General features: G+C 68.2%; 22 protein-coding genes. 10 read left to right on the forward strand and 12 right to left on the reverse strand.

What is annotated here, in order from left to right; genetic code table 11:
- The first annotated feature begins 46 nt into the window (after positions 1–46).
- The 7 genes from J4H86_RS06940 (at position 47) to J4H86_RS06970 (ending at position 8,190) form a co-directional block, all read left to right on the forward strand.
- Positions 47–2,575, forward strand: coding sequence for an MMPL family transporter (locus J4H86_RS06940; protein WP_269134540.1), 2,529 nt, complete (start codon positions 47–49; stop codon positions 2,573–2,575).
- A 45-nt stretch (positions 2,576–2,620) separates the two neighbouring features.
- Positions 2,621–2,875: a DivIVA domain-containing protein gene (locus tag J4H86_RS06945; protein ID WP_236542684.1), complete on the forward strand. Its 255-nt coding sequence runs from the start codon at positions 2,621–2,623 to the stop codon at positions 2,873–2,875.
- A gap of 441 nt (positions 2,876–3,316) precedes the next feature.
- Positions 3,317–3,694, forward strand: a complete 378-nt coding sequence (locus J4H86_RS06950) for an NIPSNAP family protein (protein WP_236542685.1) — start codon at positions 3,317–3,319, stop codon at positions 3,692–3,694.
- Between the two features lie 85 nt (positions 3,695–3,779).
- Positions 3,780–5,114: an NAD(P)H-dependent oxidoreductase gene (locus J4H86_RS06955; protein WP_236542686.1), complete on the forward strand. Its 1,335-nt coding sequence runs from the start codon at positions 3,780–3,782 to the stop codon at positions 5,112–5,114.
- A 273-nt stretch (positions 5,115–5,387) separates the two neighbouring features.
- Positions 5,388–6,494: a 2-keto-3-deoxygluconate permease gene (locus tag J4H86_RS06960; RefSeq protein WP_236542687.1), complete on the forward strand. Its 1,107-nt coding sequence runs from the start codon at positions 5,388–5,390 to the stop codon at positions 6,492–6,494.
- On the forward strand, positions 6,491–7,270 hold the full coding sequence (locus J4H86_RS06965) for an HpcH/HpaI aldolase family protein (RefSeq protein WP_236542688.1): 780 nt from the start codon (positions 6,491–6,493) through the stop codon (positions 7,268–7,270). The genes J4H86_RS06960 and J4H86_RS06965 overlap by 4 nt, the downstream gene beginning before the upstream one ends.
- Positions 7,271–7,422: 152 nt before the next feature.
- Positions 7,423–8,190 (forward strand): FadR/GntR family transcriptional regulator, encoded by a 768-nt coding sequence (locus J4H86_RS06970; protein ID WP_236542689.1) that lies wholly within the window; start codon positions 7,423–7,425, stop codon positions 8,188–8,190.
- A gap of 5 nt (positions 8,191–8,195) precedes the next feature.
- Here J4H86_RS06970 and J4H86_RS06975 read toward each other — a convergent pair whose 3' ends face one another.
- The 7 genes from J4H86_RS06975 to J4H86_RS07005 form a co-directional block, all read right to left on the reverse strand.
- Positions 8,196–8,951, reverse strand: a complete 756-nt coding sequence (locus J4H86_RS06975; protein WP_330932496.1) for a GntR family transcriptional regulator — start codon at positions 8,949–8,951, stop codon at positions 8,196–8,198.
- A gap of 216 nt (positions 8,952–9,167) precedes the next feature.
- Complete coding sequence (locus J4H86_RS06980; RefSeq protein WP_236542690.1) at positions 9,168–10,445, reverse strand: glycerophosphodiester phosphodiesterase family protein; 1,278 nt, start codon at positions 10,443–10,445, stop codon at positions 9,168–9,170.
- A 194-nt stretch (positions 10,446–10,639) separates the two neighbouring features.
- Complete coding sequence (locus tag J4H86_RS06985) at positions 10,640–11,470, reverse strand: inositol monophosphatase family protein (RefSeq protein WP_236542691.1); 831 nt, start codon at positions 11,468–11,470, stop codon at positions 10,640–10,642.
- 12 nt (positions 11,471–11,482) lie between these two features.
- Positions 11,483–13,174, reverse strand: a complete 1,692-nt coding sequence (locus J4H86_RS06990) for an ABC transporter permease (RefSeq protein ID WP_236542692.1) — start codon at positions 13,172–13,174, stop codon at positions 11,483–11,485.
- On the reverse strand, positions 13,171–14,424 hold the full coding sequence (locus J4H86_RS06995) for an ABC transporter ATP-binding protein (RefSeq protein ID WP_236542693.1): 1,254 nt from the start codon (positions 14,422–14,424) through the stop codon (positions 13,171–13,173). Before J4H86_RS06995 ends, J4H86_RS06990 begins: the two co-directional genes overlap by 4 nt.
- Before the next feature lie 181 nt (positions 14,425–14,605).
- Positions 14,606–15,601 carry an ABC transporter substrate-binding protein gene (locus tag J4H86_RS07000; RefSeq protein WP_236542694.1) on the reverse strand — a complete coding sequence of 332 codons (996 nt, stop codon included), beginning with the start codon at positions 15,599–15,601 and terminating at the stop codon, positions 14,606–14,608.
- 620 nt (positions 15,602–16,221) lie between these two features.
- Positions 16,222–17,766 (reverse strand): BCCT family transporter, encoded by a 1,545-nt coding sequence (locus J4H86_RS07005; RefSeq protein WP_236542695.1) that lies wholly within the window; start codon positions 17,764–17,766, stop codon positions 16,222–16,224.
- 253 nt (positions 17,767–18,019) lie between these two features.
- On the opposite strand from J4H86_RS07005, the gene J4H86_RS07010 reads away from it, so the two are divergent.
- Together J4H86_RS07010 and J4H86_RS07015 are read left to right on the forward strand one after the other, a co-directional pair.
- The gene (locus J4H86_RS07010) at positions 18,020–18,904 is read left to right on the forward strand and encodes a TetR/AcrR family transcriptional regulator (RefSeq protein ID WP_236542696.1); all 885 of its coding nucleotides are present in this window, start codon (positions 18,020–18,022) and stop codon (positions 18,902–18,904) included.
- Positions 18,905–19,091: 187 nt separating this feature from the next.
- On the forward strand, positions 19,092–20,090 hold the full coding sequence (locus J4H86_RS07015) for a 3-hydroxyacyl-CoA dehydrogenase NAD-binding domain-containing protein (RefSeq protein WP_236542697.1): 999 nt from the start codon (positions 19,092–19,094) through the stop codon (positions 20,088–20,090).
- A gap of 345 nt (positions 20,091–20,435) precedes the next feature.
- Here the strand turns inward: J4H86_RS07015 and J4H86_RS07020 are convergent, their stop codons facing one another.
- The 5 genes from J4H86_RS07020 to J4H86_RS07040 form a co-directional block, all read right to left on the reverse strand.
- Complete coding sequence (locus J4H86_RS07020; RefSeq protein ID WP_236542698.1) at positions 20,436–21,671, reverse strand: amidohydrolase; 1,236 nt, start codon at positions 21,669–21,671, stop codon at positions 20,436–20,438.
- A gap of 82 nt (positions 21,672–21,753) precedes the next feature.
- Positions 21,754–22,491 (reverse strand): hypothetical protein, encoded by a 738-nt coding sequence (locus J4H86_RS07025; protein ID WP_236542699.1) that lies wholly within the window; start codon positions 22,489–22,491, stop codon positions 21,754–21,756.
- Positions 22,492–22,501: 10 nt separating this feature from the next.
- Entirely contained in the window at positions 22,502–23,203 is a 702-nt protein-coding gene (locus J4H86_RS07030) for a DUF5058 family protein (protein WP_236542700.1), read from the reverse strand.
- 391 nt (positions 23,204–23,594) lie between these two features.
- Entirely contained in the window at positions 23,595–24,428 is an 834-nt protein-coding gene (locus J4H86_RS07035; RefSeq protein WP_236542701.1) for an alpha/beta fold hydrolase, read from the reverse strand.
- 30 nt (positions 24,429–24,458) lie between these two features.
- Positions 24,459–25,055: a TetR/AcrR family transcriptional regulator gene (locus J4H86_RS07040; protein ID WP_236542702.1), complete on the reverse strand. Its 597-nt coding sequence runs from the start codon at positions 25,053–25,055 to the stop codon at positions 24,459–24,461.
- An 88-nt stretch (positions 25,056–25,143) separates the two neighbouring features.
- Here J4H86_RS07040 and J4H86_RS07045 point away from each other — a divergent pair, with 88 nt between their 5' ends.
- Positions 25,144–26,775: an MFS transporter gene (locus J4H86_RS07045; protein ID WP_236542703.1), complete on the forward strand. Its 1,632-nt coding sequence runs from the start codon at positions 25,144–25,146 to the stop codon at positions 26,773–26,775.
- Positions 26,776–26,802 lie beyond the last annotated feature (27 nt).

The following is a 26,802-nucleotide window of genomic DNA, read 5'->3' on the forward strand; positions in this document are numbered from 1 at the left end:
ACGTTCGAGACGTCCGGACATCGCGGTGCCGTAGAGGGGCGACACGATGGCAAAGCTGCTGTATCGCTTGGGCAAGTTCTCCTTCCGGCACCGGTGGTGGATGGTCGGCCTCTGGGTCGTACTACTTGGTGTGGTGGGCGCCGCGGCGCTGGTCTTCCGCGTGCCGGTGAACGACTCCTTCACGATCCCGGGCACGGAGGCCCAGGCAACGGTCGACATGCTGGAGGAACGGTTCCCCGAGCACAGTGGCGGGGTGGCCACCGTCGTGTTCACCACACCGGACGACGATTCCGTCACCACCGATGACTACCCGGACGCCATCCAGGACACGACCGCGGAGATCGAGGGTCTCGACGGCATCGAGTCCGTCACCGACCCCATCGCCCTGTATGAGGAGGGCTACCAGCGGGCGCTGCGCAGTGACCAAGTGCGCGACCCAATGGTCGACGCCGGCATGGAGCAGGCCCGCCAGGAGTACGAGGAGCAGCGTGAGGAGGGTGTCGCCTCGGCCGTGGAGGAGGCGCGTCAGCGGGCCGAGGCCCAGATCCCGGCCGACGCGCCCGGACGTGACGCCCAACTCGAACAGGCGGAGGAACAGGCACGGACCCAGGCGGAGGCCCAGGCCCCCGCCTTTCCGGAGGACGAGGCCCGCGCGCAAGTGGAGTCCGAGGTCGACCAGAGAATCGCCGACGACGACCTCCCGGCGGATGTTCGGGACGAGGTTCGTGGCGAGGTGTTGGACCGTCTGCCGCTGATCTCCGACGACGGCACCACCGCGCTCGCACAGGTGCAGTTCACCGATCCCGACACCGACATCTCCCCCCACACCGTCGACACGCTGCTGGACAGTGGCGGGCCGGCGGAGGACGCGGGGCTCAGTGTGAACTTCAGCGGGCAGGCCATCACCGTCGCCGCGGTCGCCGGCATCCAGGGCGGCGAGGGGGTCGGGTTGGCAGTGGCCCTCGTCGTACTGATCGTCAATTTCGGCGTGCTGCTCGCGGCGGGGATCCCGATCCTCTCCGCCCTGGTCGGCACCGGAGTGGGCATCGCGCTGGTGTTCGCGCTGTCCCGGTTCGTGGAACTGAGTAGCACAGCGCCGCTGCTGGCAGTGATGCTCGGACTGGCGGTCGGCATCGACTACACCCTGTTCGTCCTGGCTCGCCACCGCCAACAACTTCTCACCGGCATGGATCCCGAGGAGTCGACCGGCCGCGCGATCGCCACGGCCGGCAGCGCGGTGGTGTTCGCGGGGACGACCGTCGTCATCGCCCTTCTCGGCCTGACGGTGGCGGGGATCCCCTTCCTGTCCGTGATGGGTGTCGCGGCGGCGATCACCGTGGCGTTCTCGGTCCTGGTGGCCACGTCCTTCCTTCCTGCCGTGCTCGGGATCGTCGGCCGCCACTTCGACGCCCTGCCCGTCCCCTGGTTGAGCGGTCGAGCCAGGCGTGCCCTTGACTCCGACCGGTCGGCGGGGAGCCGGTGGGCGCGCCTGGTCACCCGACGACCGTGGATCTTCGTCGTACTGGTCCTCGCGGTCGTCGCGGTCACCATCGTTCCGGTCAAGGATCTGCGGCTCGGGCTGCCCACCGACGCCTCGAGCGCCCCGGACAGCACGCAGCACCGCGCCTACGACCTGATCTCGGAGAAGTTCGGCGCTGGTTACACCACGTCGCTCATCGTGACGGTCGAGTACGACGACCCCGCCGCCCCCGCGGAGGTACGCGAAGACATCGCGGACATGTCCGGTGTCGAGGAGACCCAGCCTCCGGAGACCAACGACGCCAACGACACCGCGCTGATCGTGGTGATCCCCGAACACGGTGCGGAGTCCGTGGCGACCGAGGACCTGATCCACGAGATCCGGGACCAGCGCGACGCTTGGGAACGCGACACTGGCGCCACCATCTCCGTCACCGGCGCCACGGCCACGAGCATCGACACCTCAGAACGGCTCGCCGAGGTGATGCCGCTCTACCTCGCGGTCGTCGTCGGACTCGCGTTCCTGTTGCTGATGGTCGTGTTCCGGTCCCTGTTGGTACCGCTGAAGGCCGCGCTGGGGTTCGTGCTGAGCATGGGGTCGGCGCTCGGAGCGACGGTGGTCGTGTTCCAGTGGGGCGACGGGGCCGGTTTGCTCGGTGTCACCCCGGCCGAGACGCTGCTGGCGTTCCTGCCCATCGTGCTGATCGGGACCCTGTTCGGGCTCGCCATGGACTACGAGGTCTTTCTGGTGAGTCGGATGCGTGAGGACTACGTGCACGGTGGGAGCGCACCGCACGCCATCGTCAGCGGCTTCCGGTCCGGGGCGCGCGTGGTGACGGCGGCGGCTCTCATCATGACCTCCGTGTTCGCGTCCTTCGTGTTCAGTGACAACACCACGATCCAGCCCGTCGCGTTCGCCCTCGCCGTCGGGGTGCTCGTTGACGCGTTCCTCATTCGGATGACGCTGGTACCCGCGCTGATGCGGCTCTTCGGCACCGCGGCCTGGTGGCTGCCTTCATGGCTGGACCGGATCCTGCCCAACGTCGACATCGAAGGAGCACGTCTGCACCCCGACCGGCAGGACGGCCCCGGTTGACCGGATGGTCGGCGTTGGCCACGATTGGGCCGGAAAGGAGCGTGTATGCCGACACTCGAGCATTTCTTCTACGCCGATCAGCCGGTCACCTTCACGACCGTGCTCCGAGGCTACGACCAGAGACAGGTCACCGAGTTCCTGGACCGCGTCCGGCTGACCCGTGGCGCGCCACCCCCCGTGGCCGTCGCCGAACTGCGCCAGCAGAGCTTCGACGTCGTCCTGCGAGGGTTCGACCGACGCGAGGTCGACACCTACGTCTCGGACTTCGCCGACTACCTCACGGCGCTCGAGTCGCCCTAGCCCCCAGACGGTCCAGCGCCGAGCCCCCGCGCTGGCCGCAACAGGTCCCCCGCCCGCGTCCCGGCGGCTTCACCTCACGCGATCAGCCACTCCGCACCAGACCACCGTCTGCCCGAGGAGAACGTCCTCGGCCCCGCGGAACATGTGATCGACGCGGCGAACACGATCGCCGATCCCCGTGAGAGCACTGGCGGAACGAGCGCGGACGCCGACCGCGGACTGATCATTCCCAGCGCACCCTCCCCCAGGCCACGTCCCTGACCCACGCTCCGCAAACGCGGCCAACGTGGGGTTTCGTCACGCGCACACCACCCCACCCACCCTGACGTCGGGTTATCTCCACCCAACCGGAAACATCAACCGGTTGACCAATTTGCCGATTGTGACCTATGCTCGCCCGCCAGTGAGCCCAGTCACGCGAGCAGTGGAGGTGGACCGCGCATGGTGATCGAAGAACGCATCTACAACCTGGACCCAGGGGTTCCCACTCAGGACTTCCTGAAGGTCTACGCCGAGAAGGGCCTACCGAGCCAACGCCGCATCCTGGGCGGGTTCCTCGGGTACTTCACGACGGAGTTCGGTGTACAGAACCAGGTGACCCACATGTGGGCCTTCACCGACCTCGAGGAGCGACGCCGCCGCCGCGCCGCGCTGGCCGCGGACCCCGACTGGCAGGAGTGCGTCGCCATCGTTCGGCCGATGATCATCGCCTGGGAGAACAAGATCATGTACCCGACGGACTTCTCCCCCATTCGGAACCTCCCGGTGACCTGCGACGACCCGTACACGGCCTTCGACTTCTCCCCCGACGCCCAGTAGAAACCCGACCCGGTAGGCAGTCACCGTCACCCCACGCTCACCCGGGCGTTGGCCGCACGGTGCCGAGAGGACCAGAGGACCAATCGTGAACCTGTACTCGTTGCTGCAGTCGCGCACCGCCGCCGAGGGACCCGTGCGGGTCGGCGTCATCGGTGCCGGCAAGTTCGCCTCGATGTTCCTGACCCAGGCGCTGAACATGCCGGAGCTGCATGTCGTCGGCGTCGCGGATCTGGACGTTGACAAGGCGCGAGCCGCCCTCGACCGGACGGGGTGGCGTGCGGACCGCTACGCGGCACGTGACTGCGACGACGCCGCCCGCGCGGGAACCACGGTCGTCACCGACGACGCGATGGCCGTGATCACCCACCCGTCCGTCGAGGTCATCCTGGAGATCACCGGGAACCCCTACGCCGGGGTCGACCACGCGGTGGCCAGCATCGACAACGGCAAGCACGTGGTGATGGTCAACGTCGAGGCCGACTGTCTGGTCGGGCCCCTGCTCCTGCGGCGCGCCCAGCAGGCCGGAGTCGTCTACACCATGGCCTACGGCGACCAGCCATCCCTCATCGCCGAACAGGTCGACTGGTGCCGCACCGTCGGATACGAGGTCGTCGCCGCCGGCAAGGGAACCAAGTACCTGCCCGAGTACCAGTACTCCACACCCGACACCGTGTGGGACTACTACGGCTTCTCACCGGAGAAGGTCGCCACCGGGGACTTCAACCCGCAGATGTTCAACTCGTTCCTGGACGGCACCAAGTCCGCCATCGAGATGGCGGCCGTGGCGAACGCGACCGGGCTGGTCCCGCAGGACCGCGGGCTCGCGTTCCCGCCGGCCTCCGTCCTCGACCTGCCCACCGTGTTCCGCCCCAAGGATCGCGGCGGGCTCCTCGACCACTCCGGGACGGTGGAGGTCGCCTCGAGTCTCAACCGGGACGGGTCGGAGATCGAGCGCGACCTGCGCTGGGGCGTCTACGTCTCCTTCCGCGCCCGGACCCAGTACGCGGCCGACTGCTTCGCCGAGTACGGGGTGCCCACGGACTCCACCGGTGAGTACGGCTCCCTGTACCGCCCATATCACATGATCGGAATGGAGCTCGGGGTGAGCGTTACCTCGGCCGTGCTCCGCGGCGAGGCGACGGGCCAGCCCAACGACTTCGTCGGTGACGTCATGACGACGGCGAAGCGGGACCTCACTCCGGGCGAGCGGCTCGACGGCGAGGGCGGATACCGGGTGTACGGAACACTCGCGCCCGCGGCTCGCTCCCGTGAGGTCGGTGCCCTGCCGATCGGGCTGGCCCACGGAGTCACCCTCGTCCGTCCCGTTCCCAAGGGTGGCACCGTCACCTGGCAGGACGTCGAGATCGACACCTCCCGGTCCGCGGTGCGACTGCGCCGTGAACTGGAGTCCCAGCTCTGAGCCACACGTGTTCTCGAGTCGTTCGAGAACCCCGACTCCCAGGCCCGGGCCCGACGGATCCCTGCGTCCTCGCAGCGGGCCAGTGACGTTCGTCAGCCCCAGACCAACCCGTACGGCCTCGCATCGGGGCCGTACCGGGCCGGGTCCCACGCACCCGCCGGGCCAGGGCTCGGCGAACGGGCCGAAACCCACGCGGAGTCATCCCTGTCCCACTTTCCCGGTGACACCGGACCCCGCGACACAGCGCTCCGCATGTCACAGGAAGGCAGCGTCATGTCCCAATCCTCACCGCGCGCCGCGGGTCGTCCGCTCGCGGCGGTCGGCAGCATGGTGGCCCGGATCCCGGGCGGCCTAATGATCATCCCGCTCTTCCTCGCGGCGTTCATCAACACGTTCTTCCCCCAGATCCTCGACATCGGTGGCTTCACCACGGGGTTGTTCCGGGACGGCATCAGCGCGCTGCTGGGTCTGTTCTTCGTCTGCATGGGCGCCCAACTGCGGATCCGGACCACCGGGCCCACCCTGGAGAAGGGACTCGCCCTGCTGGTCGGCAAGGCCGCGGCCGGCGCCGCGGTCGGCCTCGCCGTGGCGTTCCTCATGCCGAGTGGGACCCTGTTCGGCCTGGTCCCCCTGGCCATCGTCGCCGCGATGACCAACTCCAACTCCGCGCTGTACGTGGCGCTGACCAAGCAGTTCGGCAACACCACCGACCGCGGCGCGGTGTCCGTGATCGCCGTCAACGACGGCCCGTTCATCACCATGGTGATCCTGGGAGTCGCGGGGCTCGCGTCGTTCCCGGTGGAGATGATCGTCGCGGTGATCATTCCGCTGCTGGTCGGTTTCATCATCGGCAACGTCAGCGACACCGCCCGCGACTTCCTGAAGTCCGGCGAGACACTGTTGATCCCGTTCATGGCGTTCGCGGTCGGCCAGGGCATCGACTTCGCCACGCTGGGCCAGGCCGGGATCCCCGGCATCGGCCTCGGGGTGATGACCGTGGTCCTCTCCGGCGGAGCCGCGATGCTCCTGGTGTGGCTCACCCATGTCATCCGGCGCCGGCCACGGGAACAGCGCAACCTGATCTCCGGCCCCAGTGAGGCCACGACCGCGGGCAACGCGGTCGCGACACCGGCCGCCATCGCCCTGGCCGACCCGGCCTACCGCGGCGTCGAGGCACTGGCCACCGCCCAGATCGCCGCCGCCACCATTACCACCGCCCTCATCGTGCCCTTCGTCGTGGCCTACGTGGCCCGATGGCAGAAGGCACGCGGTGTGTCGGTCGAAGCCGAGGAGCGGGCCGCCGCAGGTGAACCCGCGAACGACCGGACACCGGAACCGCACACAGAGAAGACCTCGGCCGTCGAAAGGGAGGAACAATGAACGAGGAACTGCGTCGCAAGCTCAAGGGGGAGGAGACCGCGTTCGGTCTCTGGGTGACGTCGGAGGCGCCCGCCGTCACCGAGGTCGCGGCCATTCTGGGCCTCGACTGGATCTGCATCGACATGGAGCACGGCTACCTGGACTACCGCGCCATCGCCGGCCACCTGACCGCGGCCCGGGGCACGGACATGTCCGTGATCGTTCGGCCTCCGTCACACGACCTGGAGCCGACCAAGCGCGCCCTGGACCTTGGGGCCCACGGGATCATCCTCCCCCTCGTGGAGAACGCCGACGAACTCCGCGCGGCGCACGACAACGTGTTCTACCCGCCGAAGGGTCGGCGGGGAATCGGTGGTGAGCGCAGTGTGACCTGGGGACTCGCCCTGGAGGAGTACGTCAAGACCGCGAACGACGACATCATGCTCATCCCGATGATCGAAACCCGGCAGGCCGCGGAGAACTTCGACGACATCCTCGCCGTGGAGGGAACCGAGACCATCTTCCTCGGCCCGGGCGACATGTCGGCGAGCTACGGTTACGTGGGCCAATGGGAGGGTCCGGGTATCGCGGAACTGAACCTGAACCTGCTGGCGCGCGCCCGGGAGGCCGGCGTGTCCACCGGTATCGTCGCTCGCCACACCGACGAAGCGATCCAGCGACGTGACCAGGGATTCGGCATGGTCTCGCTCGGTTCTGACATCGGCCTGATGATCCGTCAGATCCGGTCGATGGCCGAGGCCCTGGGCAAGTCCCCGGTCGGGCACCGCTGGTTCTGACCCTGGCCGGGGCCATCGCCTCCGATGTCCCAGCGCGATGCCACACCCGTTCCGGACGCTCGTCCGGAACGGGTGTGGCATCGTATTACCAGCGAACGTGACAAGGCCGGGCACGTCCGGCACGCGAGCAGAACAGTGGAAGGATCGACGCCGTGACGGCTGACAGATCGTCGACCGAGACCGGGTCCGAAGGGCTGCTCAAGCTGCAACCGTACCCCCGTGCCAGTGCGGTCTCCGAAATCGTGAGCCAACTCGTCTCGCGCATCCTCGCGGGGGACATCCCTCCCGGAGGCAAACTCCCCCCCGAGCGGCGACTGGCCGAGAACCTCGGGGTCGGACGTTCCGCCATCCGCGAGGCGCTCAAGGCTCTCGACCTCCTGGGCCTCATCGAGATCCGTCAGGGCGACGGGACCTACCTGTCCCAGGGCACCTCCAGCCTTCTCCCGCAGGTCGTGGAGTGGGGCATGCTGCTTGGCACTCCCCAGACCCTCGATCTCATCGAGACGCGTTCCCACCTGGAGGTCATCCTCGCCCGGCTCGCCGCCGAACGCATCACCGACGACGAGGCCTCGGCGCTGCGCACCTGTCTGACGCGGATGGGCTTCGCCGAGTCCGCGGCCGACTTCGCCCGCGCCGACACCGAGTTCCACCTCACCATCGCCGCCGCGGCGCGTAACCAGGTACTTTCCGACATCCTGTCCAGCATCAAGTCACTGCTGCACGTCTGGGTGCTGCGCGTCATCCGCCAGACCGGCGAGCGCGAGTCGGTCATCGAGCAGCACCAGGCGATCCTGGACGCCGTCGTCTCCCGCTCTCCCGACGGTGCCGCCGCCGCCATGGACCAACACATGCGGACCGTCACCGCGCGCCTACGTCAGTCGATCGACGAGGAGGGTGGGGCCCCCTCCTCGTCGACCTGACCCCGTCAGTTCACGAGCGTGGTCTCGAAGGAGTAGAGGTCGGGACGGTAGGCGTGCCGGCCGAACGCGACGGCCGTGCCCACACTGTTGAACGCCGTGCGCTGCGCGGTGAGCACCGGACCGTGGGTGTCGACCTCCAACAAGCCGCTCTCCTCCTTGGTCGCCGCCCGGGCGCCGATCCGCTGCCGGGCGACCTGGATCGTCACTCCCCTGGCCCGCAGCACCTGGTAGAGGCCGCGCGTCTCCAGTTCCGCGGGCGTCGGCGCGTCGACCGTCGACGGCAGGAAGTGCTCCAGCACGGCCAGAGGGACGTCCCCGGCCGAGCGCAGACGACGGATCCGCAGCACGGCACCCCTGGTCCCCAGCGTCGCGGCGACCTCCTCGCTGGGTGTGGTGATCTCGTGCGTGAGAACGGTGGTGCGCGGATCCCGCCCGGACGTCGCAAGGTCCTCGTACAGGCTGGTCAGCGCGACCTTCCGGGGAGTGAGCTGACCGGCCACCACCTGTGTGCCGATCCCCCGGCGGCGCACCAGGAGCCCCTTGTCCACGAGATCCTGGATGGCGCGACGCACCGTGGGCCGGGAGAACCCGAGCCGCTGGCACAGCGAGAGCTCGTTCTCCAACCGTGCCCCCGGCGGCAGCGTCCGGTCGTGGATCGCCTGCTCCAGCCGGCTGGCGATCTGGACGTACAGCGGCACGGGACTCGACCGGTCCACATCCGCGAACAGCGACATCGGAAGCGGGTGCTCCGCCTGCGGCATGTGGCGCACATCCTTTGCGGGCGATGACGATATTTATGTCCGGACATTGTATGGAGATCCGGGCATTGCCTGGAGGCATTCTCGACGAATTGGGCCCTCGTCAGCGGTGCGCCACACTAGTCATCCGAGTTGGGGCGAGCGCACCAGCCGCCCGATCTCGGACGACTGGTGCGCGAGTGTTGGTGCGCGGGGTGGGGGCGGACCTCCCCGCTTCGGTTACCGGGGAACGATGTAGGAGAAGGTGTCGACGATCTCGTGGTCGTCGTTGTAGTAGGTGATGGTGTCACCTCGGGTGTTGTTCAGCATCCCGGTGTCATAGCCGTTGTAGTAGGCGTCCGGTCGGTTGGTTCCGGGCCCGACGTAGACGCGGAAGAGGCTCCCGGCCTCGATGGTGCTGTCGTCACCCATGAAGAGCACGGTGTTCCCCGCCTGGTCGCGGAGGTAGTGTCCACTGATGTCGACCGGCTCGTCGGTGGTGTTGCGCAGGGTGACGTGCTCGCCGTTCTCGGGTTGGACGTCGTCGCCGGGCGGGTTCTCCAACACGTGGTCCACGAGGACGTCGTTGGGGTGCGGATCGTGTTGGGGCTTGTCGCGGGCCTGGAGCGCGGTCTCGGGCTGGTTGGTCAGGATCCAGGTGTAGCCCTGGTCGACGGCCATCCGGACCTGTTCCGGACTGTCGACCGGGTCAGCGTAGACCTGGAGACCGTGGTCGGTGGCGCGTTGGATGTCCGACGCCCGGGTGGCGCGAGGGTCGGCGAACACCCCCATCGTCCACTCGGAGAGCTCGGCCAGTTCCTCGTCCTCGAGCATGGGACCGCCGGTGAGGTACACCAGCGGAACGTCGGGAAGGACGTCCGCGAACTCGCGCAGCGCGTCCTGACCCCGTGAGTGCACCATGATCTCGTAGGCGCCGGTCCTGGTCCGGTCGTCGTCGGTGAGGTCGTACTCCTCCAGCAGGTTCGCCAACTCCGTCGCCACGCCGGGGCTGTTCTCTGGAGCCTTCAGCTCCAGCGTGATACCGACCTCGCCGTCGTTGAGCTCGAGCAGCTCCTCGACCGTGAGGATCCGCTCACCGGCGAACCGGTCGTCGAACCAGGACCCGGCGTCGAGCGACTTGATCTCCTCCAGGGTGAGGTCACCGACGTTCCAGGGATCCCGGTCCGGGAACTCCTCCTTCACGTTGGTGTTGCGGGTCAGACTGTCGTCGTGGACCAGGACCAACTCGCCGTCGGCGGTGAGCTGGACGTCGCCCTCGAGAACGTCCGCGCCCTCCTCAATGGCGGACGTGTAGGCCGGCTCGGTCTGCTCCGGAGCGACCCGCGGTGATCCGCGGTGTGCCACGATCCATGGGCCGGACCGTGGGCCGCCGCCGGGGTGGGACGCCGTGGAGGACTCCTCAGGCTCGTCCGGCCCCTCGTTGTTCATGGGGACCGCGAAAGCGAGGGTGGCGGCGGCGACCGCGACGTTGGACAGGATCACGTTTCTGAGTGCCATATTCACCTTTCATCGTGGTGACGACATGGTCGGTTCTGGATCTCTCGGTGCGGACGGGACCGTGTGGGCCCGACCATCGCGGCTCTCCCCCGATGTCGTGGCTCGACGAACGACGATGGGCTGGTCTGTGCACGTTGACCCGTTGTGGAGACTCCTTCCTGACGACGGGTGGACCGACGGCGGAACTCCCGGTGTCAGTCGGTGATCAGGCCCGCCTCGCGGTGCCACTCGACGATCCGGGGTCCGAGGGAGCGGGCCAGGGCCAGGTTGGTCGCGATGATCATCGCGGGGCTGGCGGCTTCACCGTCAAGCCCCAGGACCTTCGCTCCTGCCTCCTGCGCCACGAGGGTTCCCGCGGCGATGTCCCAGGCGTTGAGGCCACGCTCGTAGAACATGTCGAGGCGTCCGGCACCCACCGCGCACAGGTCGAGGGCCGCCGACCCCACCCGGCGCAGGTCCCGAACCACACCGACGAGGTTGCGGATGACCTCGGCCTGGCGCATGCGTTCCTCGGGGAAGTAGCCGAAACCGGTGGCGACCAGGGCGAGGGACGGGTTGTCGTTCGTCCCCACGCTGAGCGGACGTCCGTCGAGTTCCGCGCCGCGGCCTCGGGCCGCCGAGTACACCTCCCCCGAGTCGATGTTGACGACGCTCGCCGCCAGCGCCCGCCACGTGGTCGGTTCGGGCTCTCCCTCGACCACGGCGACACTCACGGAACAGGGTGACTGACCGTACAGATAGTTGACGGTCCCGTCGATGGGATCGACCAACCAGTGCAGTCCGCTGGTGCCGGTGACCGCCGGAGACTCCTCGCCACAGAACCCGTCGTCGGGTCGGGCCGCGGTGACCTCCGACCTGATCAGCTCCTCCACCTCGCGGTCGGCCTGCGTGACGATGTCCTCGGGGGACTTCTTGCTCGCGGCGACGGTCACGCCACGCCGCCGGAGTTCGGCGGCGCGGTTCGCTCCCGCGACCGCCACCTCCACAGCGATCTTCCTCAGCTCGTCGACATCCGTCATCGTCATTGCGTCCGCCTCTCAGACGAGGAAGTCCTCGTCCTTGCCCAACACCTTGAAGAGGATCACGATGGGCACGAGGCTCACCGCGATCAGCACCGTCCCCACCACCGACGCGTTGCCGAAGTTGCCCGCGATCACCTCACGGAAGACCTCCACCGACATGGTCTGGGTGCTGCTTCCGTAGAGGATGATCGTGGCGTTGAACTCCCGTGCGATGGTGGCCCACGTGATCAGCGCTCCGGAGACGACCGCGGGCATCATCATGGGGAACGTGATGCGCCAGAACGTCTGCCCCGGCGGAACACCGAGGTTGACCGACGCCTCCTCCGTCTGTCGGCCGATCTGGCTCAGCATCCCGGTGACCGAGCGGATCGAGTACGGGAGGCGCCGGATGAAGTAGGCCAACACGAGGATGGTCATGGTGCCCGCGAGGAAGTACGGCGAGCCACCGAAGGTCAGACTGAAGGCGAGCCCCAGGACCACGCCGGCGACCGCGTACGGAATCATCGAGAACACGTCGATGACGGGGCCGAGGCGGTTGGTGCGTCGGGCGATGACGTATCCGATGAGACAGCCCGCGAACACACACACCACGGTCGCCACCGTCGTGAACAGCAGGGTGTTCGTCAGGGACGACAGCAGACGCGGCGCGTTGAGGTACCCGTCGAGCGTGAACTCAGGCGTGATCACCGACTTCTCGGTCCGGAGGAACGACGTGACGATGACCGTGAGGATCGGTAGGCAGGCGAGCGCGATCACCAGGTAGACGAAGGCCGACGCCAGGAAACGGTGTGTCCCCGTCAGCCGCCGTACCCCGAGCGGGCGCACGGTCTCCTGGCCGTAGGAGCGGACCGTTGAGTACCAGCGCTGGATCAGGAGCGCTCCGACACACACCACGAGCAACACCACCGACAGGGCGCTCGCGGTCCTGTAGTCACCGGCGGACGTCTCGTTGATGAACTCCCCGTAGATCAGGCGAGGGAAGACCCGAATGTTCTGGCCGATGATGGCGGGCGTGCCGATGTCGGAGAAGGACGTCACGAAGACCAGCAGGGCTCCGGTCGAGACGCCGGGCGCGATGAGTGGCAGGATCGCCGTGGTCACGACCTGGAACGGGCGGCGGCCCAGGCTGATGGCCGCGTCCTCGATGCTCTGGTCGACCGTGCGCAGCGCGGAGCTCACCATGAGGAAGACGAACGGGAGGCCCTGGAGCGTCAGCACCAGGATGAGCCCGGGCCATCCGTACACCGTAGGCGGGGAGAACCCGATCGCGGCGAAGGGCACACGCAGGACCCCGCTCTCCCCCAGCAGCAGGACCCAGGAGTAGGCCCCGATGAAGGGCGGAGAGATGAACGTCAGGACGACCGCCGCCCGGATGAACAGCTTGCCCGGGATGTTGAACCGGGTGACGCAGTAGGCGAGGGGAACACCGACGAGCAGGGCGGCCACGGTCGCGCACGCCCCGAGCAGGAGACTGTTGAGCAGCGCCTCGTAGTAGTAGGGGACGGTGAACAACTCACGGTAGATGTCGAGCACGGTCTTGTCACTGACGGTGTCCGTCAGCATGCTCGATATCACCAGGTTGAGTAGCGGATACACCAGGAACGCGAGGAACAGCAGGATCGCGGCGACGGAGATGCCGCCCCAGAAGTTCGGCCGGGGCAACCATGGGAGTCGCGGTGGGGCGTCGGCGGGACGCTCGATGGTCAAAGTTCCCCCTCCTCCTCCACGCCGGGGAAGACCATGACCCGCGTCTCGTCGACACGAACGGCGAGAGGCGAACCGACCTCCACTCCTCGGGGGACCGCGCTGTGGTCGAGCTGCAGCGACACGGTGCGGTCCAGCCCGATGTCCAACTCGAACCGGACGTAGGGTCCGTAGTAGAAGCGCGAGACCACGTGGCCGCGCAGGACGTTTCCGCCGCCCCGCACCGCCACGTCGTCGCGTCGTTCCACCGCACCGGCCGGCACGGTCGCCTCATCCGGCCCATCCGACTCGTCCACGGTGTCCACGGTGTCGGTCCGGTCCGCGGCGCCGCGGGTGTCGGCCATGTCCGGTGTGGGGGGCGTGTCGACGGTGTCCGTGGTCTCGTCCGCGCGTACGTCCTGGGGACGGAACCCGAGCCACACGTCACCGGCGAGGCCGGCACCGGCGCCTCTCGCGCGTAACGTTCCGGCGTCCCCGAAGCTCACCGTTGAGGTGTCTCCGTCCGCCCGGGCGGACCCCCGCAGGAACGTGCCCTCACCGATGAACTCCGCGACGCGCAGGGACACGGGCGTCTCGTAGATCTCCTCCGGCGTTCCGACCTGCAGGATTCTGCCGGCGCTCATCACCGCGATCCGGTCGGAGAGGCTCAGCGCCTCGTCCTGGTCGTGCGTGACGTAGATCGTCGTGATACCCAGCTTCGCCTGGAGGTCCTTGAGGTCGTGGCGCAGCCGCACCCGCAGTTTCGCGTCGAGGTTGGCCAGGGGCTCGTCCATCAGGAGCACGCGCGGCCGGGCGACCAGGGCCCGGGCGATCACCACGCGCTGTTGCTGCCCGCCTGAGAGTTGTCGCGGGGAACGCTTCTCGTATCCCGCGAGGTCGACGAGCTCCAGTGCCTCGAGGATCCGGTCCTTCGCCTCCTGGCCTCGGATACCGCGGCTCTTCAGGGCGTAGGCGACGTTCCCCCAGACGCTGAGGTGGGGGAAGATCGCGTAGCTCTGGAAAACCATCCCGGTGTCACGTTTGTGTGCGGGAACCCGGTCGATGAGGGTGTCACCGATCCGGATGTGCCCGGACGTCTGCGTCGTGAAGCCGGCGACCGCCCGCAGCAACGTGGTCTTCCCGCACCCGCTGGGACCGAGCAGGGTGAAGAACTCCCCTGACTTGACTCGCAGGTCGGCCTGGTGGACGGCGGTCGTGTCGCCGAAGCGGACCTGCACCCGCTCCAGTTCGACGGTCGCGGTCTGTGCTTGCACCTTCGTTCCTCCGCGTGTGGAATCAGGCGGGGCCGTGGGGACGGACGTCTCCACGGATCACCTCGGGACGGTCGCCCTGATCGTGTGCCGAGTTCTCGGCTCGGGCCCGGACACGAGCGGTGTGGGCACCGTGCGCCCGCGGCTGGTGGGACAGGCCTTGGTGGTTCTGGCGTCGCGACTCTCACTCAACCGCGGTGATGATGTCGCGCCAGGTGTCGTTCCACTCCTCGCGGTTCTCGTTCGCCTCGTCGGGAACCTCGATGATGGTGAGCTCGTCCAGCGGAGGCACCACGTCCGACTGGGGCTCGTCGCTCAGCACCGAACGCATCCCGGGGAACTCTTCGACCATGACCTGCTGGTTCTCGGGGTCCAGCATGTAGTTCATGAAGTTCGCCCCGTTCGTGGGGCTCGGGGAGTTGGCGATCTGGTACCAGGTCTGGACGTGCATCACGATGCCGTCCGTGGGGTAGCCGGCGTGGATGGTGTCGTCGTTCGTCCACTGGTAGACCTGCTGCTCCACGCCGACACCGATCGCGGCCTCACCGTTGCCCACGGCACGCATCGGGTCGGTCGACCCCTCGGTGACGACGACGTTCTGCGCGATTCCCTCGACGAGGTCCCAGCCGCCGATGGACCACCAGGTGGCCATGGCTTTGTACGCGGCCTCTGAGGTGGTCGGGTTGCCCATGTAGATGCGCCCCTCCCACGTGGGGTCGGCCATCTCCTCCCAGGTTTCGGGCACGTCGTCCCCGTCGAGTACGTCGTCGTTGTAGATGAAGTTCACCGGGAAGACCACGATGGGGGTCGCGTATCCCTCCGGGTCGACGTAGTCGGGGTTGACGTCGGACAGGTCGACGTCGTCGTTCTCGAGGAAAAGGTCCGGATTCGTGGTCGCCGGATCGTTGCCCGCGACCACGATGTCGCCCTGGGGGCGGTCGCTCTCCGCCACGACGCGGGCGACGGATTCTCCCGAGCTGCCTTTCACGACGTCGATTCCGACCTCCGAGTTCTCGCCCTCGTACCGTTCGGCGAAGAAGTCCACGACCTCCTCCGCGGAGTAGATCACCAGACTGTCGGGGTCGTCACGGTTCTCGATGTCCTCACCGCAACCGACAAGTGGAAGAAGGAGCACGTGGGCACCGGCGAGTGCCACGAGGGGGCGAGTTCTCAACTTCACTCCTGGCAATGTAGGGGGAGGCGTGGGCCGGGAATACGACCATGGGAGTAGGGAGATGGGGTCGCGCGGCGAGGGCGAACGCACCGCGCCGCCTCGCTGGTCGTCGACCTCGCCGACGAATCCTCACAGGGGGCATCCGACCGATCAATGCCGCCCAGAATGACGCTGACCAGGCCTTTCAAGGCTCGCTGTTAATTGCATGTTAAGTTAACACCTCAAGCCATCGGCCTGCAAGATCCATAGCGGCCCGAAATGCAGCAAACCACTCAGACGGAACCGGCACCAGGCGCCGGACGGCATGCGGGTCGCGCCGCCACCACTCCCCCAACAGGAATAAGTGAACAGCTTCCACCAGGGAAGATGGTGAGGAAGCTGGGAACGAGTGGATTTCCGGCACCAACCGAGGAGCGCTTCGACCCTCCAAACAACTCGCTGTTATCTTAGCGATAAATGGCGTTAACAGTAACGCTATCGGTGTGGCGAAGCCGCGGCCAGGCCGCGAGCGGTGCGCCCGTCACGGGGGCACGAAGTCCCGTACGCACATGGCGCGCGAAAGAGCCCACCCGCACCACGGAGGGCGGATGGGCTCAGCGCGGTCAACGACGTGCGTGACCTCGTGGTCAGGGCAGACGTTCCAGCGCGTCGTCCGGGGCGGAGGGGATGGCCTTCTCCGACGGTGGACCCGACCCTTCGGGTTGGTCGTGTTCGCGAAGCCAGCGCACCAGGGAGATCGCGACCATCGTCAGGATGACGATCAGTGGGGCCGCGGTGACGACCGCCAATGTCTGCAGCGCGCCGACTCCTCCCGCGGACATCACGGCGACGGAGACCGCGGCGAGCACCACGGCCCACAGCACACGGTTGGCGCGCGCGGGCTCGACCTCGTTGGGAAGGTCGCGGGAGGTCGTGGCGCCCATGACGTAGGCCGCCGAGTCCAGGGTGGTGGACAGGAAGATCAGCAGCAGGACCAGGTAGAGCGTGGTGATCAGACCGCTGAGTGGGAAGGCGTCGAGGGTCGCGAAGATCGCCGCGACCGCTCCCTCGCTCTCGAGAGCGTCGGCGATACCCGCGCCTCGCTGCTCGTAGGCGAGCCCGGAGTTGCCGAGCAGGGTGAAGGACAGCCAGCAGCCGAGGCTGCCGAACCCACACATGCCGAGAATCATCTGGCGAACGGTGCGGCCCTTGGAGATCTTGGCGCAGAACAGGCCCACGAACGGCCCATAGGAGATCCACCACCCCCAGTAGAAGACGGTCCAGGTCTCCTCGAATCCCGACTCACCCACCGGGTCGGTGTAGAAGCTCATCTGGACGACGTTCTGCAGCAGCGTTCCAACGCTGTTGGTGAAGGTGTCGAGAATGAAGACGGTCGGTCCGACGACCAGGACGATCAGACCCAGGATGCCGGCCAGCCACAGGTTGATGTTGGCGAGACGCCGGAGGCCACGCTGGAGGCCGAGGAAGACACTACCGCCGAAGAGCAGCGTCCACAGGGCGATGACGCCGACGTCCAGCCACGTGCCCGAGGGGAGACCGAACAAACGGGCGAACCCGGCGGAGATGGTGGGAACGGCGAGCCCCAGGGATGTTCCCGCGGCTCCGAGCATTCCGAGGATGAAGATGACGTCGATGACGCGGCCGGCCCAGCCGTCCACACGGTCGCCGAGGACGCCGCGGCAGGCGTCGCTGAGACGCAGACTGCGAATCCTGCGCACGTGGTACAGGTAGGCCAGTGCCAACGCCGGCACGCAGAACACCGCCCAGGCGGTGAAACCCCAGTGGAAGAGCGGATAGGTCGCCGACCACTCCGCCGCCTCGACACTGCGCGGCTCCAGTTGGAACGGCGGTTCCACGTAGTAGTGGGCCCACTCGATGATGCCCCAGTACATGATTCCGCCGCCGATCGCGGCGGTGAAGATCATCGCGAGCCAGGCGGCGGTGGAGAACTCGGGGCGGTCCTCGTCGCGACCCATGCGGATACGGCCGTTCCGGCTGCAGGCCAGCCACCCCAGAAGGCCGGCGGCGCCAGCGACGAACCAGATGTAGAGCCAACCGAAGTCGGACTCCAGGACGGATAAGACAGAACCCAGGACGGCCTGCGCGGTGTCCGGCACGATCACGAACGGCGTCACGAAGCCGATGACCAGTACCAGCGCAGGCCAGAACACTCTTTTGTCGATGTTGATGGCAGAGCCTCCGACTAGGGGATGGGACCTCTAACTCATATCCCTGTTGCGCCTGACTGATCAACCAGCCAGTCACCGCATTCGCCCGAATGCCACCGCCACACCAGCCTCCCGAACACACGGGAAACCCCAGTGGACAAGGCCCTACGTGCCTCCACACCCATTCCGGGATAACGAATTGACAACACCTCGCCAATTGCGAATCCCGCGACTTCCCTGCTAGCGTCCCCGGGTGATGAGCGACAGGGCAACGAACGACGTACGGGACCGGGTGCGGGACATCATCCAACGCTCGGACGAGCTGCAACGCGTGTTCGCGACGCGGATCGGCATGGAGCCCTCCAAGCTCTCCAAATCACTGACCGGGACGCGACGCTTCAGCGCCGACGAACTGGTCAGCATCGCCGAAGCCGGTGGGGTGACCGTCAACTGGCTGGTCAACGGGGACGACACGGCGACGACGGTCACCGCCACGCCACGCCCCTCCGCGGAGGTCACCTCCACGCCGGTCGGCATCGCCGACGACACGGGTGCACTGCGGGAACACAACCGACGCCAGCAGATCATCGACGCCGCCTGGACGTTGATCGCCGAACGCGGTTACCACGCCGTCCGGGTCGCCGACATCGCCAAGGAGTGTGGAACGTCCGCGGCGACGGTGCACTATCACTTCCCGACCCTTCGTGACCTGCTGCTCGAGGCACTGCGACACTCCGTGCGTCTCGCGTTCGACCGTCAGGTCGCGGGGCTGCACACCATCGTCGACCCGCGGGAACGCCTGTACCAGTTGATCGAGCTCCAGCTCCCCCACCCTGGGCGTCTACGTCTGGAGTGGTCGATCTGGCTGCAGGTCTGGACCGCCGCCGCGCTGGACCCCACCATGCGGGACCTCCACGCCGACTCCTACTGGCGTTGGCACGAGACCATCGCCCGCACCCTGCGCGAGGGCCAGGACACCGGGGTGTTCGGCGCGTTCGATCCAGAGCAGATGACCAAGCGCATCACGGCGCTCGTCGACGGGATGGGCATCCAGGTCCTCGCCGGTATGCCCGGACGCACCGTGACGGACATGCGCCAGACCATGCGCGACGTCATCGAACGCGACATCGTCCAGGAGTGACCGCCGACCGCCCCCGGTCCCCCGGAACCCCGACACCCCCACGACCGCGCGTTCCCAGCCGACGCCCGGCGTAGTCCGCCGCGGCCGCCGGGCCGCGGCCCACGCAGCACCGCGATCACCGTGGGTGCACGCTCCCGTGGCACCCCCGTGCCCGAATCGACGGATCCGACCCCCTGACGAGGAGATCATGACTTCGACCGCACCATCGACCCTGCCCGCGCCGGACGCCGTTCGCACCGTCGCCTGCGTGGGAGCGGGCGTCATCGGAGGTGGCTGGGTCGCCCACTTCCTGGCCCGCGGCTACCACGTCGTCGCGTGGGACCCCGCTCCGGACGCGGAGGCCCGACTCCGGGAACTGGTCGCCGCTGCCTGGCCGGCCCTCACCCAACTGGGTCTGGCCACGGGTGCCAGCGTCGACAATCTCCAGGTCGCGGCCACACTCGCCGACGCGGTGTCGCGAGCGGACTTCGTGCAGGAGAGCGCCCCCGAGCGGCTGGATGTGAAGGTCGAGCTGTTGGCGGAGATCGATCGCGCGGCCCCCGAGCACGTGGTGGTCGGTTCCTCCACCTCCGGCTACGGGATGAGCGAGATGCAGACCGGAGCGACGCTGCACCCCGAACGGCTCGTGGTCGGCCACCCGTTCAACCCGCCCTATCTGGTACCGCTGGTCGAGGTCGTCGGCGGACGGGCCAGTGCGGACTGGGCGGTGCGCTGGGCGTCGGAGTTCTACCGAGCCGCGGGCAAGTCCGTCATCACCCTCGACTCCGAGCTGCCGGGGTTCATCGGCAATCGTATCCAGGAGGCGGCGTGGCGCGAAGCGCTGCACATGGTGGCCAACAAGGAGGCGACGGTCGCGCAGATCGACCAGGCCATGACCGACGGCCCCGGTCTGCGCTGGGCCTTCCACGGGCCGTGCCTCACCTTCCACCTCGCCGGCGGTGACGGGGGTATGGCACACATGCTCGACCACTTCGGTCCGGCCCTGCGCTACCCGTGGACCCGGTTGACGGCGCCCGAACTCACCGATGAGCTCCGCCAGGACATGGTGGAGGGCACCGAGCGGGTCGTGAACGGACGGACCACGGCCGAACTCATCGCCCAACGTGACCGCCGCATGATCGCGGTCATGCGCGCCCTGGCCGAGGTCGACCGCCAGGAGGTCGACGAGTCGACCCCTGGGCGGTAGAACGTCAGCACCGAGGGTGCGGCTCCTCGCTCCGCCCACTCGATCACACGCCCGGCGGAGCGCACGCGCCCGGGCGGCGGCGAGCCCCCAGGACGAGCGCGCCTCACTCACCCACTCGCCCTCGTACCCTCCACCGGTGGCCGACCGCCGTGCCGGAGCGGGGAGCCGGCCGGAGCGCGATGACGGTCCGGGGTGACGGAAGGACGCGGGCGCGTGCCCCTCGGGGACGCGCACCCGACGGCGCCTCGCGCGGCCCCGTGACGACGTCGCGGGGTCGCGCCCGCGACGCCAACGGCCAACTCCGTCATCGGACCAGGCGCGGGGCCACCCCCCGGGTACGACCCGTCACCGTGCCCCGCCCAGTCGGGACAGGATCGCGGCGAGGGCGGCCCGGACTCCGGTCGACAGGGTCGGTTCCAGTACCGGGGCGAAGTGGGGCGAGTGGTTGGTGGGGACTGGATCGCCGCCGTCGACCACCGCGTCCGGCATGCCACCGAAGAACCAGTAGACGCCGGGCACGCCGATCGCGTCGGGCAGGTGCCCGAAGTCCTCGCTGCCCATCTGGGCCGGACGGTCCATGACCTTGTCCTCCCCCAGCGCGGCCGCGAGAGCCGCCCGGACCGACGCCGTCTCCTCGGGGTCGTTGACGAGGAGCGGGAAACTGTACAGCTCCTCGATCTCCGGCTCGGGCGCCGCGGAGGCGGCCGCCTCCGCGGCGATGACCCGCCGTAGCGCCGCGAGGACGCGCTCACGAACGGCGGGGTCGAGACTGCGCACGTTGAGCGTGAACTCGGCCGTCGCGGGGATGATGTTCTCCTTCAGCCCGGCGTGGAAGGTCGCGACCGTCACCACCGTCGCCGCCTGCGCCGGAACCTCTCGGGAGGTGACGCTCTGGATCCGCACCACCATGTGGGCCGCGAGCACCACCGGGTCGATCGTGTCCTCCGGGCGGGACCCGTGTCCACCTCTGCCGTGCACCGTCACGCGCCAGGAGTCGGCCATCGCCATCGCGGGTCCCGTGGACAGTTCCACGCCGCCGCTGCGCCCGGCCCACACGTGCTGACCGTAGACGACCTCGGGGCGGGGCGCGCGGTCCCACAGGCCGTCCTCGACCATGGCCTTCGCACCGGCGGCCGTCTCCTCCCCCGGTTGGAACAGGAAGACGACCGTGCCCGCCCACGCCTCAGGAGTGGCGGCGAGCCGTGTCGCCGCTCCGATCGCGCAGGTCACGTGGGTGTCGTGCCCACAGGCGTGCATCACCGGAACGTCTGTGCCGTCGGGAAGCGTGCCTCGTGCCGTCGACGCGTAGTCCAGCCCCGTGTCCTCCTGAACCGGCAGCGCGTCGGTGTCGGCCCGGAAGCCGACGATCGGCCCGTCTCCGTTGCGCAGGACCGCGACCACCCCTGTCCCACCGCACCGGAAGGTCTCGCACCCCAGCGCCCGCATGCGCTCCTCGATGAGCTCCGCCGTGCGGTTCTCCTGCATCGACAGTTCCGGGTTGCGATGCAGGTGCACGTACAACTGGTGGAGTTGGTCCCGCAGCTCGTCGCCGAGGTGTGCGACCGATTCCAACGTCGTCAATGATCCTCCTTCGTGTGGTGCGGTGCTGACCAGCGATCCCGGGTTCTCCCGTCGAGTGCCGGTCACTGGCTGGGGGTCGGGGTCAGGCGTCCGGCTGGGGCGCTGTCTGTCCGCGCCGATCGCGCAGGAGCCACGACAGGACCACGGTGAACAGGACGACGAGGGCGGTCGCGAAGTTGGAGAACATCTGGCCCAGGTACGGGGCGAGCAGGACCTGGATCACCAGCGCGACGACGAGGGCGATCACCGTGATGCGTGGCTGTTTGGCGTAGGCGGCGAGTTGGACGACCACCGCCCCGATGATGGCGGGGAAGATGTAGTCGCGCGCCACGTCGACCACGGCGGTGGGCAGCAGGCTGATGAGCCAGGTGCCCAGTAGCCCCACGAACACCAGCAGGGAGACGATGTGGACGATGGCCGCACCACTGATGGCCATGACGGCGCTGAACTCGGCGCGGCGGGTTCCGGGCTTGGCTCCGATGGTCTGCTGCGCCACGATCGCCGACGGTACGAGTTTGTTGGCGATGTTGCCGATCATGAAGGCCTGGTACATCGCGGCCGGGCCGAGCACCGGATAGTAGGTGAGGGGCTCGATCACCCAGATCACGCCGTAGACGGCCGCCACGGCGAGGAACGCGATGAGCAGGCCGTTCGAGGTGAACTCCAGGTCCGTGCCGAACACGAGGTACAGCGGGCCCGCGACGGAGAACGCGAGCGCGACCAGCATGGTGATCCGGCCCCACCGCGAGGTGGTCCGGTCGTAGGTGGCGTAGGCGAGGTCGCCCGCTCCGGCCGAGAACGATTCGGTTCCGAGTGACACGATTCCTCCTTCAGGCCAGGCCGAGCGATGTCTCGTGCAGGAAGTAGGCGACGACCAAGCCGGTGATGATCGCGAATCCGAGTGCCCACTCCCTGAGCCAGTGCATATTGAGCTGCCGGGCGAGCAGGAGACACACCGCCATGACGAGTGCGGAGACCGCCACGATCAAGGCGTGCAAGTTGCTCTTGGGAAGCTCCGCCACCGCGAGTGAGGAGAACGCCCCGAGCAGCGCGGCCGAGGGCACGATCGACATCAGGACGGGGTTCACCCTGCGCAGTTTGGCGTCGCCGCGCTTCAGAATGGGGGTCAGGATCAATGTGGCGACCATCCACATGATTCCCGAGAAGGACATCGCGAAGAAGGCGACCGCGAAAACCTCGGCGGTCCAACTGGGCCCGCCGAGCTCCGCGTCCATCGTTCCCGCGGCCAACTGCGCCGAGGCCGTCTCGGTCGCCGCCGAGCCGACCAGCCCGATCCGGACCAGAACGGCCGGCGTTCCGAAGAGTGCCAGCAGGGCGACGGCGACGACCACGACCGCGAGGGACGGTCCGATCGCCGCCACAGCGCCGGAGCGAAAGGAGGCCCGCAGATCGGCGCGCGACACCCCGACCTCAGGTCCGGCCAGGCTGGCGGCGCGCATGTAGATGAGGCTCTGTACGGCGATCACGACGAACACCGCGATCGCGCAGATCCACAGAATCGGCGAGTTCATGTATTCCAACGCGGCTCCTGGTCGAGTGGGGGCGGGGATGGACCCACCGAAGGGACCGAACTCCGCGCGTTCGGACCGGCCCGGTGGCTACGGCGCCGACGTGGCTGCTCACGCCAGGGCGGCTCCGCCGTCACAGCCGACGCGAGGCGCAGGCGAACCCCGCGAGGCGAAGAGATCCGTCTACCGTAGACAAAAACTGCGTGATCATGCGCGAGATTCTAGGTCGCGCGACATTTCCACACAATGGACCCGGGGTTACCATCCGATTCATTGCCGCTTTTCCCGGCCACATCCACGAAATTGGTTCACGCCCCGCCAGCTCGCCGTTCGACCGGCCCCAGTGCCGTGACCAGGGACGCCGGTGCGCGACCACGCCGGCCTGAATCGTCGATCACGGCGTGTCGGTCGAGGCGAGAAGTCCACGCAGCACGTGGGTGAACTCCTCGGGCGCCACCCCGGAGCCACGCTCGTCGACGAATCCCGTGTGACCACCAGGGAAGGTGACGACCTCGGTGGCCAGTTCGTCCGCCAAGGCGAGGGTGGCACGGTGGGCGAGCGTTCCGACGGAGTCGGATCCCACCCCGAGGACCAGCCTCACCCCCGCGGCGCGAAGCGCGGGGAGGTCGGGGATATAGGTGGTGGTCGGGACGAGACTGTGTCCGATCATGCGCCGGGCGTTGGCCGTGGTTTGCTCGGCGTCACGGCCCGGCGGCGGGGAGGGGAGTGCCTCGTCCACGGTGAAGCCGGCGAAGGAGAGGAACGCCCCCAGCGCGATTTCCGGGTCGCCGGCGCGCAGGGTGGCGCGGATGTCGGTCGCCACCCCCTCGAGCTCCGCGGCGTCGGGGAGGACGTGGACGGTCGGTGGTTCGTGCACCACGGCGGTGAGCACCTGGTCGGGGTGCGTGGCGACGAGCTCGAGCGCTGTGACGCCTCCTCCGCTGCTGCCGAAGACACGCACCGGCCCGGGCCCCACGGTCGACAACACCCGGCCGACGTCGTCGGCGGCCAGCCGCGGCGTGGTGTCCTGGTCGGGATCCTCGATGGTGCTGCGGCCGTAGCCGCGTGGGTCGTAGGTGACCACGGTGTAGGTGTCGGCGAGCGCGTCGGCCAGAGGCGCGAACTCCGGCGCGGTCATCGGTAGCCCGATCAGCGCCAGTGCCGGGCCGGACCCCCGAACCTCGTAGCGCAGCCGGGCGCCGGGAACTTCCAGGAAGGACTCTCTCACGTCCTTCAGTCTTCCCCGTTGGCCACCGACTCACCAGCGCCTGGGCTCACCCGCTCGGCCGGTTACCCCCGGGGGTTCGCGCTCCGCGCGTGCCCGCGCGGCCCGGTCCACCAGGTCGTCGATGATCCTGCGGGTGATCACGGGGTCGGGCTGGGGCAGCTCGGCGATGGCGGTGAGATAGAGACCGTCTCCAACGAGGCGGATGGTCTCGGCCAGGACCGGGTCACCGACGTCCTCGCGCAGCATCGTGGCCCAACGGGTGAAGATATCGTTGATCAGCCCCATTGCCTCGGGCGAGGCCAGTTCCTGGCTGCGTAGCGCGGCGATGAGCGACCAGTACAGCGCCGCCTCCTCGCGCGAGCTCGGGAGCGAGTCCTCCAGGAACGCGCCGGTCACTCCGCCGCTGTGCTGGGGGGCGGCCGCGAAGAGCTCCTCCGCCTCCGCCGCCATCCGCTCGACCAACCCGTTGATCAGGGCGTTCTTGGACGGGAAGTGGTAGAGAAGTCCGCCCTTGGAGACCCCGGCCCGGTCGGCCACCGCCTCCAGGGTGACGGCGGAACTGCCCTGGTCGATCAGGATCTCGGCGAGAGAGTCGAGGATCCGGTCACGTGTTGTCGTTGAACTCACAATCACGAGTATACCGTCCAGACGGTACTGTACCGTCTGGACGGTTAACATAAACGTGTCACACCTTCACGAGGAAACAGAGGCAGGAATGAGCTCCGCGGTGACAACGCCCGGTGTCACGCACGACGACGCCCCCCGCGCCGGTGCGCGCGCGTGGGTCTCCCTCGGGGTCCTGGTGTTGCCCGTGTTGCTCATCTCGGTCGACATGACCGTCCTGGGCTTCGCGGTCCCGCACCTGAGCACCGACCTCGGCCCGAGCGGGACACAACTTCTGTGGATCGTCGACATCTACTCCTTCATGCTGGCCGGTCTCCTGGTCACCATGGGCACGTTGGGTGACCGGATCGGTCGGCGGCGCCTGCTGCTGGTCGGGGCGTTCGGATTCGGCGCCGCGTCCCTCGTCGCCGCCTTCTCCACCAGCCCGGAGATGTTGATCGCGGCCCGGGCCCTCCTGGGGATCGCCGGCGCGACCCTCATGCCGGCCACCCTTTCACTGTTGCGCAACATCTTCCTCAACCGTCGCCAACGCCTGCTCGCCATCGCCGTGTGGAGCTCCGCGTTCTCGGCCGGTGCCGCCCTCGGTCCTGTCCTCGGTGGTTGGCTCCTGGAGCACTTCTGGTGGGGGTCGGTGTTCCTGATCAACCTGCCGGTCATGGTGGTCACCCTTGTGCTGGGCCGCACGCTGCTCCCCGAGTCACGAGACCCGAACCCGGGGCGCTACGACCTGCCGAGCGTGGCGCTGTCGATGATGGCGCTCCTGGCCGTGGTTTTCGGCATCAAGAAGCTGGTCGCCGGGGACTCCGTGCTGTTGGCCGTGGTGGCGTTGGCCGTGGGGGTCGGCGCGGGCGCTCTCTTCGTACGCCGGCAGCTACGCTTGCCCAACCCGCTGTTGGACGTGCGACTGTTCGCGATCCGGCCGTTCAGTGTGGGCGTCGTCACCAACCTCATCCTGACCTTCGCCCTGGTCGGCACGCTGTTCTCCCTCACCCAGTTCCTCCAGTTGGTCCTGGGGTTGAGCCCGATGCGGGCCGGACTCGTGCTTGTTCCCGGCATGGCGCTGACGGTCGCCTTCGGCTTCGTCGCCGTACCGTTGGCCCGCCGCCTGCCGATGGGGCTGCTCCTGCTGGTGGGACTGTCTGTCGCGACCCTCGGACTCGTACTTCTGGGGTCGATGACCCCCGACACGGGGATCACCCTCGCCGTCTTCGCGTTCGTCTTGGTCGGCGTGGGAGTCGGATTCTCCGACACCATCACCAACGACGCGATCCTCGCCTCGGCCCCGCCGGAGAAGGCCGGGGCGGCGTCCGCGATCTCCGAGACCGCCTACGAGCTCGGCGCGGCCCTGGGGGTCGCGGTCCTGGGCAGCATCCTGACAGTGGTCTACAGCACTCGGATCGGAGTCGTCCCGGACGTCCCCGCGTCCGCGATGACGGAAGCCCGCGAGACCCTCGGCGGGGCGGTGGAGGCCGCGCGCGACCTCCCGGCCGACGTCGCGACCTCGCTGGTCGCCACGGCACAGGACGCGTTCACGCAGGGACTGCAGATCGCCAGCCTCGCCGGGGCGGTACTCGTCGCCTACGCCGGCGTCCAGGCGTTCCTGGCCCTGCGTCGGGTGCGGCCACAGGAGCTCACCACGTCGACCCGTGGCATGGGGTCACCCGACGGCACCAGTACCGGCGAGGCGGCCGTGTCCGTGGCGACCCCGAACGGGTCCGGGTGAGCGGCCGTGGGACCACGCTGGGCTCGG

This window comes from Spiractinospora alimapuensis, assembly GCF_018437505.1.
GTDB lineage: Bacteria > Actinomycetota > Actinomycetes > Streptosporangiales > Streptosporangiaceae > Spiractinospora > Spiractinospora alimapuensis.